Here is a 17686-nt window from a genome sequence, read left to right as displayed (position 1 = left end):
GTGCGCGTCCGCCCATGGGCGAGCCTCCCAGTAGCAGACATCGCGCGGTCGTCCCCGTCCTGTTCGACCATGGGACGGAGGTGACCCGATGACCGAAGTGCTCCTCCTTCTGGTGGCGATCCTGCTCTCCCTCGCCTGCGGCGCCTTCGTGGCGGCCGAGTTCTCCCTCACCACGGTCGAGCGCGCCGAGCTGGAACGCGCCGTGGAGCGCGGCGAGCGGGGCGCCGCGGGCGCGCTGAAGGCGGTACGGAATCTGACGTTCCAGCTGTCCGGCGCCCAGCTCGGCATCACGGTCACCAACCTGATCGTGGGCATGCTCGCCGAGCCCTCGGTCGCCGCGCTGATCGCGGGCCCGATGCAGGACCTCGGCGCCTCCGAGGCGACGGCGCACTCGGTGGCGCTGGTGATCGGCACGGGCCTGTCCACCGTGTTCCTGATGGTGGTGGGCGAGCTGGTGCCCAAGAACTGGGCGATCTCCTCGCCGCTGGCGATCGCCAAGCGGGTGGGCAACGCACAGCGCTGGTTCAGCGCCGCGTTCCGCCCCTTCATCACCCACCTCAACAACACCGCCAACCGCATCGTGCGCCGCATGGGACTGGAGCCCGCCGAGGAGCTGGCGCCGGGCCGCAGTCCCCAGGAGCTGGCGGCGCTGGCCCGCCACTCGGCCAGGGAGGGCGCGCTCGCGGCCGACACGGCCGAGCTGTTCGTCCGCACCCTGAACCTGGCCGACCTCACCGCGGAGAACGTGATGACCCCGCGCGTGCAGGTCATGGCGCTCGAGGAGCACGCGACCTGCGAGGACGTGGCCAACGCGACCCGGGCGACCGGTCTGTCCCGGTTCCCCGTCTACCGCGACACCCTCGACTCGGTGGTCGGCACCGCGCACATCAAGGACGTACTGGCGGTGCCCGCGGAGCGCAGGGCGCACATACCGGTGTCCGAGGTGATGCGCGAACCGCTGCTGGTGCCGGAGTCGCTGACCGTCGACCGGCTGCTGGACCGGCTGTCCGACCGGCGCACCATGGCCGTGGTGATCGACGAGTACGGCGGCACCGCGGGCGTGGCCACGCTGGAGGACATCGTGGAGGAGGTCGTCGGCGAGGTCCGCGACGAGCACGACCCGCATGAGACGCCCGAGCTGGCCCCGGCCGGCACGGACGAGGAGGGGCACGCCCTGTTCTCAGCCGACGGCTCCGCGCGCATGGACCAGCTCGCCCGGCTGGGTCTGCGCGTTCCGGAGGGCCCCTACGAGACGCTGGCCGGGCTGGTGGCGACGAAGCTGGGACGCATTCCCGCCGTCGGTGACGCGCTGACGGTCGCCGGATGGCGGATGGAGGTCGTGGACGCGACGGGCCGCCGCGCCGCCCGGGTCCTGCTGCACGCGCCGCTCGACGACGAGCGGGTGGTCACCACGCGGGACGGCGGGACCGCCGAGGACGGCAAGGAGGCCCGGCGATGACCGCCGTACAGCTGCTGATCGGTCTGGCGACGCTCGTCGTCAACGCCTTCTTCGTGGGCGCGGAGTTCGCGCTGATCTCGGTCCGCCGCAGCCAGATCGAGCCGTACGCCGAGCAGGGCGACCGGCGCGCCAAGAGCGTGCTGTGGGGGCTCGAGCACGTGTCCGCGCTGATGGCGGCGGCACAGCTCGGCATCACCCTGTGCACCCTGGTGCTGGGTGTGGTCGCCGAGCCGGCCATCGCGCATCTGCTGGAGCCGGTGTTCCGCGCGATGGGCGTGCCGTCGGGCGCGGGCCACGCGGTGTCGTTCGTGATCGCGCTGACGCTGGCGACGTATCTGCACATGCTGCTGGGCGAGATGGTGCCGAAGAACATCGCGCTGGCGGAGCCGGTGCGCAGCGCGTTGCTGCTCGGCCCGCCGCTGGTGGCGCTGTCGCGGGGCCTGCGGCCGGTGATCTTCACCATCAACGCCTTCGCCAACGCCCTGCTGAGGCTGCTGCGGGTCGAGGTGCGGGACGAGGTGGTGGCGTCCTTCTCGGACGCCGAGCTGGCGCAGATCGTGAAGGACTCCGGTGAGGCCGGTCTGATCGACGACCGGGCGCAGGAGCGGCTGCACGACGCGCTGGAGCTGGGCCGCCGGCCGGTGCGGGACGTGGTGCTGCCGCTGGAGCGGGTGGTCTATGCGAGCGTGGGCGTCACTCCGGAGGGCCTGGAGCGGCTGTCGGCGGAGTCAGGGTTCTCCCGCTTCCCGGTGGTGGACGAGGGCCGCCGGATCGTGGGCTATCTGCATGTGAAGGACGCCCTGGACGCCTCGCCCCGGGACCTGCCGTTCCGGCTGCGGGACATGCGCCCGATCGCGCGGGTGCGGGAGAGCACCCCGCTGGACGACGTGCTCACCGCGATGCGCGGCAGCCGCACCCATCTGGCGGCCGTCATCGGCGCCGACGGGCGGCTGGCGGGCCTGGTGACCATGGAGGACGTGCTGCAGGAGCTGTTCGGGCGGCGGGCCGAGCGGGGCTGAGACGCCCGCGGCGGGGCGGGGCGAGGGGAGCCGACCGACCGGCTGGTATGTGCACGGGATAGCATCTGTGCCGTCATGGAGACGAGCGAGACGACGCAGCCGCGTCCCACCCACACCAGCCTGGTCGCCGTCGGCGACTCCTTCACCGAGGGCATGTCGGACCTGCTGCCGGACGGCACCTACCGGGGCTGGGCCGATCTGCTGGCCGCCCGGATGGCCGCGGTCAACCCCGGCTTCCGCTACGCCAACCTCGCGGTGCGCGGCAAGCTGATCCGGCAGATCGTCGACGAGCAGGTGGACGCGGCCGCGGCGATGCGGGCCGATGTGGTCACCCTGGTCGGCGGCCTGAACGACACGCTGCGCCCCAAGTGCGACATGGGGCGGGTGCGGTCTCTGCTCACCGAGGCCGTGGAGCGGCTGGCGCCGCACTGCGGTCAGCTGGTGCTGATGCGCAGCCCGGGCCGGCAGGGCCCGGTGCTGGAGCGGTTCCGGCCGCGCATGGAGGCGTTGTTCGAGTGCGTCGAGGAGCTGGCGCACAAGCACGGCGCCCTGGTCGTCGACCTGTACGGGGCGCCGGCGCTCGGCGATCCCCGGCTGTGGGACGCGGACCGGCTGCATCTGAACGCCGAGGGGCACCGCCGGGTCGCCGAGGCGGTGTGGCAGACCCTCGGCTACCCGCCCGAGGACCCCGAGTGGCATCTGCCGCCGGAGGCGACGCTGCCGCCCCGCTGGGTGGCCCGGCGGATCGAGGACGTGCGCTTCGCCCGCCGTCATCTGCTGCCGTGGATAGGCCGCCGCCTCACCGGCCGCTCCTCGGGCGACGGCCTGCCGCCCAAGCGCCCCGAACTGCTGCCCTTCGAGGGCGACCGGGTCCAGGGCGCCCGGTAGCCGACGCCGGGTGCTCTCGGCCCTGCGGCCCACCGGGTCCGGGGTGCGCCGGCGACCGGGCCGGGGTGTCTTGTAGCTTCCGCCAAGCGGGCCCGTGGCGAGGGCCTGCAGGAATCGCCAGTAGAATCGCTCCACGTGACTGCTGCGCCCGCTAAGCCCCGTATCCCCAATGTCCTCGCCGGACGGTACGCCTCCGCCGAGCTCGCCACGCTCTGGTCGCCCGAGCAGAAGGTGAAGCTGGAGCGGCAGCTCTGGCTCGCCGTGCTGCGCGCCCAGAAGGACCTCGGGATCGAGGTGCCGGACGCGGCGATCGCCGACTACGAGCGCGTCCTCGACCAGGTCGACCTGGCCTCCATCGCCGAGCGCGAGAAGGTCACCCGGCACGATGTGAAGGCGCGGATCGAGGAGTTCAACGACCTCGCCGGCCATGAGCACGTGCACAAGGGCATGACCTCGCGCGACCTCACCGAGAACGTCGAGCAGCTGCAGATCCGGCTCTCCCTGGAGCTGATGCGCGACCGTACGGTGGCCGTGCTGGCCCGGCTGGGCAAGCTGGCCGGTGAGTACGGCGAGCTGGTGATGGCGGGCCGCTCGCACAATGTGGCCGCGCAGGCCACCACCCTCGGCAAGCGCTTCGCGACCGCCGCCGACGAGTTGCTGGTGGCCTACGGACGGGTCCAGGAGCTGCTGAACCGCTACCCGCTGCGCGGCATCAAGGGTCCGGTCGGCACCGCCCAGGACATGCTGGACCTGCTCGGCGGCGACGCGGGCAAGCTGGCCGAGCTGGAGCGGCGGATCGCCGGGCATCTGGGCTTCTCCGAGAGGTTCACCTCCGTCGGCCAGGTCTACCCGCGCTCCCTCGACTACGAGGTGGTCACCGCGCTGGTGCAGCTCGCCGCGGCCCCGTCGTCGCTGGCCAAGACGATCCGGCTGATGGCCGGGCACGAGCTGGTCACCGAGGGGTTCAAGCCGGGCCAGGTCGGCTCCTCCGCGATGCCGCACAAGATGAACACCCGCTCCTGCGAGCGCGTCAACGGCCTGATGGTCATTCTGCGCGGCTACGCCTCGATGACCGGCGAGCTGGCGGGCGACCAGTGGAACGAGGGCGACGTCTCGTGCTCGGTGGTGCGCCGGGTGGCGCTGCCGGACGCGTTCTTCGCGCTCGACGGCCTGCTGGAGACCTTCCTGACCGTGCTCGACGAGTTCGGCGCCTTCCCCGCCGTCGTGGCGCGGGAGCTGGACCGCTACCTGCCGTTCCTGGCCACCACCAAGGTGCTGATGGGCGCGGTGCGCGCGGGTGTCGGGCGTGAGGTCGCACACGAGGCGATCAAGGAGAACGCCGTGGCCACCGCCCTGGCGATGCGCGAGCAGGGCGCGGAGCGCAACGACCTGCTGGACAAGCTCGCGGCCGACGAGCGTCTGCCCCTCGGCCGCGACGAGCTGGAGGCGCTGATGGCGGACAAGCTGTCCTTCACCGGCGCCGCGGGCGACCAGGTCGCCACCGTCGTCGCCCGGATCGAGGAGATCGTCAAGCAGCACCCGGAGGCCGCCGGCTACAGCCCCGGGGCGATCCTCTGACCCGCTTCACCCGCGAGGAGCTCGAGGCCGCCCGCGACGGGCTGGTGCCGGACGTGGTCGCGGACGGCCTGCGGGTGCTGTTCTGCGGCATCAACCCCGGTCTGATGACGGCCGCGACGGGCCATCACTTCGCCCGTCCCGGCAACCGCTTCTGGCCCGCGCTGCACCGGTCCGGTTTCACCCCGCGGCTGCTGAAGCCGTCGGAGCAGCGGGAACTGCTGTCGTACGGGCTCGGCATCACCAATGTGGTGGCGCGTGCGACGGCCCGGGCCGACGAGCTGAGCGCCGAGGAGTACCGGGAGGGCGGGCGGCTGCTCGCCGAGAAGGTGGCCCGGCTGCGCCCGCGCTGGCTGGCCGTGGTGGGGATCACCGCGTATCGCGCGGCCTTCGGCGACCCCGCGGCGCGGGTGGGCCCGCAGGAGCGGGTCATCGGGGACACGCGGGTGTGGGTGCTGCCCAATCCGAGCGGGCTGAACGCGCACTGGACGGCTCAGACGCTGGCGGAGGAATTCGCGCGGCTGCGTGAGGCGGCAGAGGGCTGAGCGAGGACGCGAGGCCGCGGAGGGCTGAGCGAGGACGCGAGGCCGCGGAGGGCTGGGCTGAGCCGATCGCTGATCCGCGCGGGTCGTGAGCGGGCTCCGTGAGCGGGCGGGTCAGGGCCAGGCACGCGGTCAGGGTGGGGCGGTCTCCGCCACCACCGCCAGCAACTGCACCGCATCGTCCGGGTCCCGGTCGGCGACGGCGACGGCGACCCAGCGGCCGGTGCCCTCGGCCTCCCACAGCCATGCCGCCCGGGCACCGGCGGCGAGCCGGGCCCAGGGCTCGGGTATCTCCTCCTCGGCGCCGCGCAGCAGCACCGTCTGCAGGTTCCACAGGTCCGCCTCGCCCCAGCGGGCCGACAGCATCTCGTGCAGGGCGTCGCGTTCCTTCTCGTACTGGTCCACCGTCACCGCCCAGTCGCCCGGGTCGCCGTCGCGCAGGCCGGGGTCCGCCCGCAGTACGGCCACATGGTGGCCGGGCCCCGAGAAGCCGGCGTCCGACGGACCGTGCTCCGCCGGGAAGGGGCGGAAGCACAGCTCGTCGATGAGGGCGATGTGCTGTGCGATGTCCATGAGGTCCAGTAAACCCGTCGCCACTGACACTTGGCGGTGCGTCAGGCGACTTCCGGTCAGACACGGCCGACTTCCGGCCCCGCTCTGGCCCGCGAGCAGTGCGGCGAGGGTGGTGAGCAGGCCCACCAGCAGGGCGGGAACGGTCCCGCTGCCCGGAGGTGTCCGGGGTTCCGCCTGCCGAGTACGATCCGCCCATCACGCGCACGAGCTGGGAGGACGGACGGTGGGGCGGCTGACCGGCGGGGATCCCTCGCTGCTACGGAGGATCAACTCCGCGGTGGTGCTGCACGCGTTGCGGGCCACGGACTGCGCGACGCTGACCGAGGTCACCCGCGTGACCGGGCTGTCCCGGCCGACGGTGGAAGGCGTCGTCGAGGGGCTCATCGAGGCCGGTCTGGTGGTGGAGGCGGCGGCCGACGAGACGTCCGCCCGGCGCCAGGGGCGCCCGGCCCGGAGGTTCCGGTTCCGCGCGGAGGCCGGACATCTGCTGGGCCTGGAGATCGGGGCGCACCGGGTGGCCGCGCTCCTCGCCGACCTGGACGGCCGGGTGATCGGCGCCGAGGTGAAGGACGTCGACGAGACGGTCGAGGCGGACGAGCGGCTGGAGCGGGCGCGTACCGCCGTCACCGATCTGCTGCGCCACGCCGGTGTGCCGCACGACTCGCTCCGGGCCGTGGGCGTGGGCACGCCCGGCATCGTGGAGGCGGACGGCACGGTGCGGCTGGGCACGGCGCTGCCCGGCTGGACGGGGCTGGGTCTCGGCGCGCGGCTGAGCCGGTCGTTCAAGTGCCCGGTGCTGGTGGAGAACGACGCCAACGCGGCGGCGGTGGCCGAGCACTGGAAGGGTTCCGCCAAGGAGACCTGCGACGTGGTGTTCGTGCTGGCCGGGCTCAGCCCGGGGGCCGGTTCACTGATCGGCGGCCGGCTGCACCGCGGGTACGGCGGGGCGGCCGGGGAGATCGGGGCACTGCATCTGCTGGGCCGGGAGGCCACGCCGGAGGCGCTGCTGTCCACCACCGACAAGCCGCTGCATCCGCTCGACGAGCAGGCGGTCGCGGCGGTGTTCGCGCAGGCGCGGGAGGGCGACCAGCGGGCGATGGCGGCGGTCGACCGCTTCATCCAGCGGCTGGTGCACGACGTGGCCGCGCTGGTGCTCGCCCTCGATCCGGAGCTGGTCGTGATCGGCGGCTGGGCGGCGGGCCTGGACGGGGTGCTGGAGCCGCTGCGCCGTGAACTGGCCCGCTACTGCCTGCGCCCGCCGAGGGTCGCCCTGTCCCTGCTCGGCGAGGCGGCGGTGGCGACGGGTGCGCTGCGGCTGGCCCTCGATCATGTGGAGGAGCAACTCTTCGCGGTGGAGGGCACGGTGACGGCCCGCCGGTAGGCGGGAGCGCAGGGGCCCCGCCGGTGGGCGGGAACGTGACGGCCCATAGGCAGACCGGCCCGTCGGTAAACGGGCGGTACTGTCGGCAACCGCACCCGCTCCCCCGGCCGCCGGAAGACGACCCTCCAGCGGCCCTCAGGACCCGTACGTGCTCAGGACGCCCGGCGCTCCGGGCCGTGGTGGATCTCCACCGCGCCCGTGTCACCGAAGGTGAGCCGGCAGGTGTCGGCGCGGTAAGTGGCCACGGAGAGCGCGGCGGTGCGGCCGCGGGTGATGAACCGGGTGGTGACGACCAGCACCGGAGCACCGGGGAGGCGGTCCAGTTCGCGGGCGTCCTCGGCGTTGGCGGAGCCCAGCTCCACGGTGTTCTCCTGGCGTTCCAGCTCCAGGTGCTGCAGTTCGCGCAGGACGGCACGTGCCCGGGCCGTGCCGGACGGCAGGTCGATGCCGGTCAGGTCCGGGACGGAGGAGGCCGGGATGTAGAGGAGCTCGGCGGCGACGGGCTGGCCGTGCGAGACGCGGGAGCGGCGCACGATGTGCACCGGCTCGTCCCGGCCGGTGACCAGGGTCTCGGCGACGGAGGCGGGCGGCACCTCGAGGGTGCAGTCCAGGGCCTGCCAGGCGTCGCCGGGGGCGCCCGGCCAGCCGTGCTGCGCGGGGCCGACGGAGACACCCATGCGGGGCGGGGCGACGGTCGTGCCGACGCCGCGGCGGCGCTGCAGCCTGCCCTCCAGTTCCAGCTGCTCCAGAGCCTGCCGGAGGGTCGCACGGGCGACGCCGAACCGTGCCGCGAGCTCACGCTCGTTGGGCAGGACCTCCCCCACCGAGAACTCGTTCTCCAGCGCTTCGCTGAGCACGGTCCTGAGGTGCCAGTACTTCGGTTCCGGCACCGTCTCCAGCTGCGTGGTCCCCACCCTGTCCTCCACGATGGCTGAGTCCGGCGGCGTTTTAGCGCCCTTGTTTATTAAAGGTTGTTTCACTTGTCAGCGACCATAAGGGGGCCCGACCCCTTGGTCAATACCAATCCCCCGCGACGACGGGACCCCCGCCGCATGGCGGGGGTCTGTCGCAGAGGAGGCCGGGACCGACGGGACTACGGGGCCGGCGGCAGCGCGGCCACCGCCTGCAGCTTGTCCGGGTTCCGGATGATGTACACGGTCTGGATGCGCCCGTCGGCGACGTCCACCTGGAAGACCGCGTCGGGCTTCCCGCCGGAGAGCACCAGCAGCGCCGGGCCGCCGTTGACCTCGATGAAGCGCACCGAGAAGTCGGGCACGCCCTTGCCGGCGACACCCTTGATGAAGCGGCCCACCTTGTCGGCGCCGGCCAGCTCCCGCAGGGGGCCGCGCACCTTGCCGCCGCTGTCGCCGACGAGGCGCACATCGGGCGCGAGGAGTTCCAGCAGCGCCTGAAGGTCACCGCCGCCGGCCGCGGCCAGGAAGCGCTCGGTCAGATCGCGGCGCTGGGCGGGGTCGACCTCGTAGCGCGGGCGGCGCTCCTCCACGTGCTTGCGAGCCCGCCCGGCGAGCTGCCGCACCGCCGCCTCGCCGCGGTCGAGCATGGCCGCGATGTCGGCGTACGGGTATCCGAAGGCCTCGCGGAGCACGAACACCGCGCGCTCCAGCGGCGACAGCGACTCCATGACGACCAGGACGGCGAGGGAGACCGAGTCGGCGAGCACGGCCTGTTCGGCGGTGTCCGGGGCGCGGTCGCCGAAGTCCGTGACGCAGGGTTCGGGCAGCCAGGGCCCGACGTAGGTCTCGCCGCGGGACTTGATCTGGCGCAGCCGGTCGATGGCGAGGCGGGTGGTGACGCGCACCAGGTAGCCGCGCGGGTCGCGCACGTCGGAGCGGTCGCCGCCGGACCAGCGCAGCCAGGCCTCCTGGACCACGTCCTCGGCGTCGGCCACCCGGCCCAGCATGCGGTAGGCGACCCCGAGGAGGACGGGGCGGTGCTCTTCGAAGACATCGGTCTCGGTGTCGGTGGTCACCGCTCCATCCCAGCCCACGCCCGCGGCGCTGTCCAGGCGGTTCCCGGCGGGGCAGTGCGGGCGCGGAACCAGCGCGCCGCGGACGCGGGTGGCGGACGGCCGGATTCAGGGGCTACCCGTCGGTAGCAATTGCTGACAAGCTGTCTACGGCGTCCCCGCCCGCGAGACCCAGACGAGGAGAGCACCTTCATGTCAGCGACCGTCTCCTTCGAGGTCACCTCACCCCACGGCCCGCAGCGCGTGACCCTCTCCTATGCGCGCGTGGGCCGCGGCGAACCGCTGCTCCTGCTGCACGGGATCGGCCACCACCGCCAGGCCTGGGACCCGGTGGTCGACATCCTGGCCACCGAGCGCGAGGTGATCGCCGTGGACCTGCCCGGATTCGGGGCGTCCGGCAAGCTGCCGGACGGGCTCGCCCACGACCTGCCGACCATGAACGCCGCGCTGGGCGCGCTGTGCCGGGAGCTGGAGCTCGGCCGGCCGCACGTCGCGGGCAACTCGCTGGGCGGTCTGCTGGCCCTGGAACTCGGCCGCGCCAAGCTCGTACGGTCCGTCACCGCCCTGTCCCCCGCCGGGTTCTGGACCCAGGCCGAGCGGCGCTACGCCTTCGGGGTGCTGCTCGGGATGCGGCGGATCGCGGAGCGGCTGCCGCTGCCGCTGGTGGAGCGGCTGGCCCGTTCGGCGGCCGGGCGGACGGCGCTGACCAGCACCATCTACGCCCGCCCCGCCCGTCGTTCCCCCGAGGCGGTGGTCGCCGAGACGCTCGCGCTGAAGCACGCCGAGGGGTTCTTCGAGACGCTGCGCGCGGGCCGTGCCGTCCGGTTCACCGATCCGGTGCCCGGGGTGCCCGTCACGGTGGCCTGGGGCGCCAAGGACCGGCTGCTGCTGCCCCGGCAGGGCGTCCGCGCCAAGCAGACCATCCCTCATGCCCGGCTGGTCCGCCTCCCCGGCTGCGGCCATGTGCCGATGAACGACGATCCGGCCCTGGTCGCCCGCGTCATCCTGGACGGCAGCCGCGCCCGCACGGCGGCCGCCGAGACCGCGCAGGTGGACGCCGCGGCCTCGTAGGCAGCGGAAACCGGTGGGCCGGCCCGGCGGCCTCTCGCAGAGTGACGCCGACCGAGCCGACGCGATCCCCGGGGTTCCCGCCAGGCCTCCAGCACCGACCGACGCGGGCGCGGCTGAAGGCACGGGGGCCACGGGGCAGGGCGCTCGGAACCCGGCTCCCCAGCCCGGGAGTTGCTGCTGCCCGCCGCCTCGGCGCCCGCCCGCGGACGGGGACGAGCCCTGACGACCCCGGCGAGGGCGTCCACCTGGGTCCTCGGCTGCGCCCGCCTGCCTCCCGCCCGCATCCGGGAGGGCGTACGGCTGCCGGCGGAGGCCGTCCGGAAATGAGCGCTGCGGCGGCAGCCGATTTCAGAACTCGTTACTCATCGGTCACAGTGAGTTCGTAACCGGGAAACACCATTCCTTCACAGTGGTGTGCATGAGTCGAGACATGTCTGAAGTGATCTGCAATCTGCGGGAGCTGGCGAAACGGACGGTGCGGGGCAGGGCCGGCTTCCATGTGTGGTGGGCACGACGGCACGGGCATGCGCCCCCGGTGCCCGAGAGCGATACCGGCGGTGCCCGGCCGTCTTCCGCCGAGGCCGGGCCGAGCGTGCTGTGGCGGATGCGGACGACGGTGCGGGACGAGCCCGGGTCGCTCGCCGCGCTGTGCGCGGCGCTGGCCGGGCACGGGGTCGACATCCTGAGTCTGCAGACCCATCCGCTCGGAGACGGCGTGATGGACGAGTTCCTGCTGCGCGCACCGGGCGGGCTGGACGGCGGGGCGCTGACGGAGGCCGCCTCGGGGGCCGGGGGCTGGGACACCTGGATCGAACGCGCCGACACCCACGATCTGGTGGACGCCCCGACGCGGGTGCTCGGCCTGGCGGCCCGCACCGCTCAGGACGCGGCGCAACTTCCGCTGGCGCTGCGGCAGTTGCTGGGCAGGTGCACCATCCGGTCGCTGCCCGCCGCCCGGTTCTCGGCGGTGCCGGCGCCGCAGGGGCCGGTGGAGGGGTCGCTCAAGGACACCGTGATGCGGCTGCGCGCCCCGGAGGGCGGGGTGATCATCGTGGAGCGGCCGTATCTGCCCTTCACCCCGACCGAGTTCGCCCGGGCGCGGGCGCTGGTGGAGCTGGACGCCCGGCTCGGTCCGCGGATCCCGCGCGGCCGGGACGTGCTCACCCTGCCGGAGGGCGGCGACATCACGGTGCGCCGGGCGGACACCCGTGATCTGCCGGCCGCGCTGGAGATGCACGAGCGGTGCTCGGCTCAGACGCTGCGGCTGCGCTACCACGGTCCCGTGGGCGACGCCGACCGCTATCTGCGCCATCTGCTCAGCCCGCGCTTCGGCCGCACGCTGGCCGCGCAGACCTCGTCCGGCCGCATCGTCGGCCTCGGCCATCTGCTGTGGGACGGCGACGAGACCGAGGTCGCGCTGATCGTCGAGGATGCCTGGCAGCGCCGGGGCATCGGCGGCGAGCTGCTGTCCCGGCTGGTGGCGATGGCCGCCGAGGCGGGCTGCTCGGACGTGTACGCGGTGACCCGGGCCGCCAACACGGGCATGGTCGCCGCGATGCGGGCCCTCGGCCTGCCCCTCGACTACCAGATCGAGGAGGGCACCCTGGTGATCACCGCCCGCCTGGACGGGATGGGGCCGCACGGCCCGCGGCAGCGGCACGGGGCGCACGCCGCCCGCCCCTGAGACCGGGCGAAGCAGCGACCGACGGGCGACTGAAGAGCGACGGCCGTCCCCCTCCCCCGGGTGCGGGGGAGGGGGACGGCCGGGTCGTTCACCGGTCCGGGCGTCAGCCCTGGACCAGTTCCTCCTGGCGGGTCCCGGTGCCGGTGTGCCCGCCGAGCGCGCCGTCCAGGTCCGCCCACAGGTCCTCGACGTCCTCCAGGCCGACCGAGAGGCGCAGGAGGCGGTCGCCGACGCCGGCGCCCCTGCGGTCGTCGGCGTCGACGATGCGGTGGCTGATGGAGGCCGGGTGCTGGATGAGGGAGTCCACGCTGCCCAGGCTCACCGCAGGGGTGATCAGCCGGACCCCGGCGATCACCTGGTGCGGGTCCCCGTGGACCTCGAAGGACACCATGGCGCCGCCGATGCGCGGGTAGTGCACCCGCTCCACGCGCGGGTCGGCGGCCAGCCTGCGGGCCAGCTCGGCGGCGTTGGCGGAGGCGGCCCTCACCCGCACCGGGAGGGTCGACAGGCCGCGCAGCAGCAGATAGCCGGCCAGCGGGTGCAGGACGCCGCCGGTGGCGAAGCGGATCTGCCGCAGCGTGCCCGCGAACTCCTCGTCGCACGCCACCACGCCGGCGAGCACGTCCCCGTGCCCGCCGAGGTACTTGGTGGCGCTGTGCAGCACGATGCGCGCCCCGTGCTCGGCCGGGCGCTGCAGGACCGGCGTGGCGAAGGTGTTGTCGACCAGCAGCGGCACCGAGCCGCACGCCCGGGCGACGGCCCTGAGGTCGATCTCGGCGAGCGTCGGATTGGCCGGGGACTCCACCAGCACCAGCCCGGTGTCGGGGCGCAGCGCGTCGGCGACGCCGGCCGGGTCGGTCCAGGTCACCTCCGTGCCGAGCAGCCCGGCGGTCAGCAGATGGTCGCTGCAGCCGTACAGCGGCCGTACGGCGACGACGTGCCGCAGGCCCATGGCGCCCCGGGCCAGCAGGACGGCGCTGAGCGCGGCCATACCGCTGGCGAAGGCGACCGCCGCCTCGGTGCCCTCCAGACGGGCCAGGGCGGTCTCGAAGCGGGCGACGGTCGGGTTGCCGAGCCGCCCGTAGACGGGCGGCCCGTCCGGTTCGGCGCCGGTGGTGGCGAAGGCGTCGATGCGGGCTGCCTCGGCGCGGCTGTCGTACGAGGGGTAGGTGGTCGACAGGTCGATCGGCGGGGCGTGCAGTCCCAGGCCTGCGAGGTCGTCACGGCCGGCGTGCACGGCCTCGGTGGCCAGTGCGCGAGATGAACGCGTGGTACGCGTGTCCATGCCCAGTTCCATGACCGAAGGGTGAACACCGACCGGGTCTCTGCAGCCGGAAACCGTGCTACGTTCGGCCGGTGGCCGAATCTGTCGTACTGGATCCGGTGGATCTCCATCTGCTGCGGCTGCTGCAGAACGACGCCCGGATGACCTACCGGGACCTCGCCGCGCAGGTCGGGGTCGCACCATCCACCTGCCTGGACCGGGTGACCCGGCTGCGCCGCTGCGGCGTGATCCTCGGGCACCGCCTGGAGCTGGATCCGGCCAAGCTGGGCCGGGGACTCCAGGCGCTGCTGTCGGTGCAGGTGCGGCCGCACCGGCGGGAGCTGGTGGGACCCTTCGTGGAGCGTATCCGGGCGCTGCCGGAGTCGCTGACCGTGTTCCATCTGACCGGCCCCGACGACTATCTGGTGCATGTCGCGGTCGCGGACATGACGGACCTGCAGCGGCTGGTGCTGGACGAGTTCACCGCCCGGCGGGAGGTGGCCCGGGTGGAGACCCGGCTGATCTTCCAGCAGTGGGACTGCGGACCGCTGCTGCCGCCTTCGCCCTCGGCTCAATCCGGGTGACGTGCGGCGGGCCGCGTACCAGGATGGTCCGCATGTCACAGACCAACAACGCGCTGCCCCGCCAAGTCGCCGACGCCTACGTCGACGAGCTGATCGCCCTCGACCCGGTGACCGGTACCTACCTCGGTGTGAAGGAGAGCTCCTCCAAGCTCCCCGACCTCTCCCCCGCGGGCCAGGAGGCGCTCGCGGAGCTTCAGCGGGCCACCCTCGCCCGGCTCGACGAGGCCGAGCGCCTCCCCGGCGCGGACAGCGGCATCGAGCGCCGCTGCGCCCGGCTGCTGCGCGAGCGGCTCACCGCCGAGCTCGCCGTGCACGAGGCCGACGAGGGCCTGCGCTCGGTGGGCAATCTGGGGACCGTGGTGCACCCGGTGCGCGAGGTGTTCACCGTGACACCGGCCCAGACGGAGGATGACTGGGCGGCGATCGCCGAGCGGCTGCGCGCGGTGCCGGGCGCGCTGGCCGGCTACCGGCAGTCCCTGGAACTGGGCCTGGAGCGCAAGCTGTACGCGGCGCCGCGCCCGACCGAGGCGTTCATCGGGCAGCTCACCGAGTGGGTCGATACGGGCGAGGGCCGGGGCTGGTTCGAGGACTTCGCCTCGGCGGGCCCGGAGGCGCTGCGGGCCGAGCTGGACGAGGCCGCACGCGGGGCGACCGCCGCGGTGGCGGAGCTGCGCGACTGGATGCGCGAGACGTACGCGCCGGCCATCGAGGGCGCCCCGAACACGGTGGGCCGGGAGCGGTACGCCCGCTGGTCCCGCTACTTCAACGGCACCGACCTCGACCTGGACGAGGCGTACGCCTACGGCTGGTCCGAGTTCCACCGGATCCTCGGCGAGATGAAGAAGGAGGCCGAGAAGGTCCTGCCGGGCGCCGAGACTCCGTGGGTGGCGCTGGCGCACCTGGACGAGCACGGCCGGCACATCGAGGGCGTGGACGAGGTGCGCGACTGGCTCCAGGGGCTGATGGACCGGGCGATCGAGTCCCTGGACGGCACCCACTTCGACCTGGCGGAGCGGGTGCGCAGGGTGGAGTCGCGGATCGCCCCGCCGGGCAGCGCGGCGGCGCCGTACTACACGCCTCCGTCGGAGGACTTCTCCCGGCCGGGCCGCACCTGGCTGCCGACCATGGGCCAGACCCGCTTCCCCGTCTACGACCTGGTGTCGACCTGGTACCACGAGGGCGTCCCCGGCCACCACCTGCAGCTCGCGCAGTGGGTGCACGTGGCGGACACCCTCTCCCGCTACCAGGCCACCGTCGGCATGGTCAGCGCCAACTGCGAGGGCTGGGCGCTGTACGCGGAGCGGCTGATGGACGAGCTGGGCTTCCTGACGGATGCGGAGGAGCGGCTCGGGTATCTGGACGCGCAGATGATGCGGGCGGCGCGGGTCATCGTCGACATCGGCATGCACCTGGAGCTGGAGATCCCGGCGGACTCTCCGTTCCACCCGGGTGAGCGCTGGACGCCGGAGCTGGCGCAGGAGTTCTTCGGCGCGCACAGCAGCCGTCCGGCGGACTTCGTGGAGAGCGAGCTGACCCGGTATCTGACGATCCCGGGCCAGGCGATCGGCTACAAGCTGGGCGAGCGGGCCTGGCTGCTGGGCCGGGAGAAGGCCCGTCAGCGGCACGGCGACTCCTTCGACCTGAAGGCCTGGCACATGGCGGCGCTGTCGCAGGGCTCGCTCGGTCTGGACGACCTGGTCGACGAACTGGCCGCCCTGTAGGGCCGCTCAGCGGCGGAAGCCGCCCTCGGAGGAGATGACCTGCCCGGTGATCCAGTCCGCCTCGTCGGTGGCCAGCCATGCGATGAGGCGGGCGGGATCGTCCGGCATGCCCCAGCGTCCCGCCGGGAACATCGCGGCGATGGCCTCATAGTCCTCGCCGGTCATGTAGCCGGTGTCCACGGGGCCGGGGTTGACGGTGTTCACGGTGACGGCCTGCTCGGCGAGGGTCGTCGCCAGCGAGCGGGTGATGGAGGCGATGGCGCCCTTCTGCAGCGCGTAGGCGATCTCGCCGGGCATGCCGTGCGCGATGTCCTGCCCGGAGGTCATCATCACCACGCGCCCGCCCGGGGTGCGGGGTTCGAGGGTCGCCCGGTGCCGGGCGAACGCCTGGACCAGCAGCAGGACCGAGCGGGTGTCGACGGCCCAGTGGGCGTCGAGCATGGCCGCGTCGACGGTGTCGAGGTCGCCGTCGCTGCCGCTGAGGGCGTGGTTGGCGACGAGGATGTCGAGCCGGCCGCCGAGGGCCTCGACGGCGCGGTCGAGCAGTTCGGCGGGCACGGCCGGGTCGGCGAGGTCGCCCGGTCCGGCGATCACGCGTGCCCGCGGATCGCCGAGGGCTTCGGTGACGGAGGCGGTCACCTCCTCGATCCGGTCGGCGCCCCAGGGCTGGGCGGCGTCGTGCGGCACATGGTGGTGCAGATACACGCTCGCTCCGTAGGCGGCCAGGCGCCGGGCCACGGCGTGGCCGATCCCGGCGCGCCGGCTGGCGCCCGTGACCAGCGCGGTCCGGCCGCGCAGCGGCAGGGGGTCACGGCGGAGAGCTTCGGGTGTGGGGTGCGGAAGTCGGGGCATGACCGGTCATGATGGTCGGCGCCGGGCCCGGACGCACGCCAATATCGCCGGACGTACCCGGCCGAAGCCCGGTGCGCTCAGCCGGTCCCGCGCTGCCGCAGCACCGACCCGGATCTGCCCTTGACCACTTCCAGCTGGGCGTGGATGCGCCGCCGCAGATCGGCGACATGGCTGACGATGCCCACGCTGCGGTCGCGTTCGCGCAGGGAGTCCAGGACGTCCAGCACCTCGTCGAGGGTCTGGTCGTCGAGGCTGCCGAAGCCCTCGTCGATGAACAGGGTGTCGAGTCGCACCCCGCCCGCCTCGTCGGTGACGACGTCGGCGAGCCCCAGGGCGAGGGCGAGGGAGGCGAAGAACGTCTCGCCGCCGGACAGCGTGGAGGTGTCCCGCTCGCTCCCGGTCCAGGCGTCGACGACGTGCAGGCCGAGGCCGCTGCGGCCGCGGCCGGTGCGGTCGTCGGAATGCACCAGGGTGTAGCGGCCTGACGACATGCGCTGCAGCCGGGCGGACGCGGCGGCGGCGACCTGCTCCAGCCGGGCCGCGAGCACATACGACTCCAGGCGCATCTTCCGTTCGTTGTCCGCGGCCGTGCCGGCGGTGAGGCCGGCCATGCGGGCCACGCGGTCGTGCTCCTCGCGCAGCGGCGCCAGCCGTCGCACCGAGGCGGCGACCCGCGCGGAGAGCCGGTCCAGTTCGGTGCAGCGGCGGTCGGCGGCGTCCCGGGCGGAGGAGGCTTCGCGCACGCGGCGGTCCGCCTCCTCTGCGGCCCGCTCGGCGGCGAGCACGTCGGCGGGCGGCTGTGCGGCGGCGGTGAGCGTCTCGTGCTCGGCGAGGACCGTCCGCACCGCGGCCTCCTCCTGCTGCCAGGCGTCCAGGCGGCGCTGCAGCTCGCGGTGGGCGGCGTCGTCGAGGAGGGCCTCGGCGGCGGCCTGCGGGGTGTCGAAGCCGGCCCGGAAGGCGGCGTCGGCGAGCCGGGCGTCGGCGGCCTTGAGCCGCTTGGGGGCGTCCTCGGCGGTGCGGGCGGCGTGGGCGATCTCGCTGCCCTTCATGGAGCAGTTGTAGGTGTCGACGGGCGGGAAGTGGGTG

General features: G+C 73.7%; 16 protein-coding genes. 10 read left to right on the top strand and 6 right to left on the bottom strand.

Going from position 1 to position 17686, the window contains the following annotated elements; translation table 11 throughout:
• Positions 1–88: 88 nt before the first annotated feature.
• The 5 genes from ABD198_RS22730 to mug all read left to right on the top strand — a co-directional run bounded on the left by ABD198_RS22730 (position 89) and on the right by mug (position 5486).
• Positions 89–1459, top strand: coding sequence for a hemolysin family protein (locus tag ABD198_RS22730; RefSeq protein WP_344005077.1), 1371 nt, complete (start codon positions 89–91; stop codon positions 1457–1459).
• Positions 1456–2478, top strand: a complete 1023-nt coding sequence (locus ABD198_RS22725) for a hemolysin family protein (protein WP_344005074.1) — start codon at positions 1456–1458, stop codon at positions 2476–2478. The genes ABD198_RS22730 and ABD198_RS22725 overlap by 4 nt, the downstream gene beginning before the upstream one ends.
• Before the next feature lie 75 nt (positions 2479–2553).
• Positions 2554–3366: an SGNH/GDSL hydrolase family protein gene (locus tag ABD198_RS22720; RefSeq protein ID WP_344005071.1), complete on the top strand. Its 813-nt coding sequence runs from the start codon at positions 2554–2556 to the stop codon at positions 3364–3366.
• Positions 3367–3501: 135 nt separating this feature from the next.
• Positions 3502–4944, top strand: coding sequence for an adenylosuccinate lyase (gene purB / locus ABD198_RS22715; RefSeq protein WP_344005068.1), 1443 nt, complete (start codon positions 3502–3504; stop codon positions 4942–4944).
• A gap of 44 nt (positions 4945–4988) precedes the next feature.
• Entirely contained in the window at positions 4989–5486 is a 498-nt protein-coding gene (gene mug / locus ABD198_RS22710; protein ID WP_344005064.1) for a G/U mismatch-specific DNA glycosylase, read from the top strand.
• A gap of 129 nt (positions 5487–5615) precedes the next feature.
• Here the strand turns inward: mug and ABD198_RS22705 are convergent, their stop codons facing one another.
• Complete coding sequence (locus tag ABD198_RS22705; protein ID WP_344005061.1) at positions 5616–6056, bottom strand: hypothetical protein; 441 nt, start codon at positions 6054–6056, stop codon at positions 5616–5618.
• Between the two features lie 223 nt (positions 6057–6279).
• Between ABD198_RS22705 and ABD198_RS22700 the strand changes: the two genes are divergently transcribed.
• Entirely contained in the window at positions 6280–7437 is a 1158-nt protein-coding gene (locus tag ABD198_RS22700) for an ROK family transcriptional regulator (RefSeq protein ID WP_344005058.1), read from the top strand.
• Between the two features lie 152 nt (positions 7438–7589).
• On the opposite strand, the gene ABD198_RS22695 is transcribed toward ABD198_RS22700, so the two are convergent.
• Together ABD198_RS22695 and ABD198_RS22690 are read right to left on the bottom strand one after the other, a co-directional pair.
• Positions 7590–8351: a GntR family transcriptional regulator gene (locus ABD198_RS22695; protein ID WP_344005055.1), complete on the bottom strand. Its 762-nt coding sequence runs from the start codon at positions 8349–8351 to the stop codon at positions 7590–7592.
• Between the two features lie 179 nt (positions 8352–8530).
• On the bottom strand, positions 8531–9427 hold the full coding sequence (locus ABD198_RS22690) for an RNA polymerase sigma-70 factor (protein WP_344005053.1): 897 nt from the start codon (positions 9425–9427) through the stop codon (positions 8531–8533).
• Positions 9428–9616: 189 nt separating this feature from the next.
• On the opposite strand from ABD198_RS22690, the gene ABD198_RS22685 reads away from it, so the two are divergent.
• The gene (locus tag ABD198_RS22685) at positions 9617–10495 is read left to right on the top strand and encodes an alpha/beta fold hydrolase (protein WP_344005050.1); all 879 of its coding nucleotides are present in this window, start codon (positions 9617–9619) and stop codon (positions 10493–10495) included.
• Positions 10496–10925: 430 nt separating this feature from the next.
• Positions 10926–12179, top strand: coding sequence for a GNAT family N-acetyltransferase (locus ABD198_RS22680; protein ID WP_344005048.1), 1254 nt, complete (start codon positions 10926–10928; stop codon positions 12177–12179).
• 103 nt (positions 12180–12282) lie between these two features.
• On the opposite strand, the gene ABD198_RS22675 is transcribed toward ABD198_RS22680, so the two are convergent.
• Positions 12283–13464: a trans-sulfuration enzyme family protein gene (locus tag ABD198_RS22675; RefSeq protein ID WP_344005045.1), complete on the bottom strand. Its 1182-nt coding sequence runs from the start codon at positions 13462–13464 to the stop codon at positions 12283–12285.
• 71 nt (positions 13465–13535) lie between these two features.
• Between ABD198_RS22675 and ABD198_RS22670 the strand changes: the two genes are divergently transcribed.
• Entirely contained in the window at positions 13536–14027 is a 492-nt protein-coding gene (locus ABD198_RS22670) for an Lrp/AsnC family transcriptional regulator (protein ID WP_344005042.1), read from the top strand.
• 32 nt (positions 14028–14059) lie between these two features.
• The gene (locus ABD198_RS22665; protein WP_344005039.1) at positions 14060–15748 is read left to right on the top strand and encodes a DUF885 domain-containing protein; all 1689 of its coding nucleotides are present in this window, start codon (positions 14060–14062) and stop codon (positions 15746–15748) included.
• 6 nt (positions 15749–15754) lie between these two features.
• Here the strand turns inward: ABD198_RS22665 and ABD198_RS22660 are convergent, their stop codons facing one another.
• Complete coding sequence (locus ABD198_RS22660; protein WP_344005036.1) at positions 15755–16600, bottom strand: SDR family oxidoreductase; 846 nt, start codon at positions 16598–16600, stop codon at positions 15755–15757.
• A gap of 77 nt (positions 16601–16677) precedes the next feature.
• On the bottom strand, positions 16678–17686 hold a 1009-nt coding region (locus tag ABD198_RS22655; RefSeq protein WP_344005033.1), incomplete at its 5' end, for an SbcC/MukB-like Walker B domain-containing protein.

This window comes from Streptomyces thermocarboxydovorans, from assembly GCF_039524635.1.
In the GTDB taxonomy this organism is placed as follows: Bacteria; Actinomycetota; Actinomycetes; order Streptomycetales; family Streptomycetaceae; genus Streptomyces; species Streptomyces thermocarboxydovorans.
This window is presented reverse-complemented; position numbering and strand designations above follow the sequence as displayed.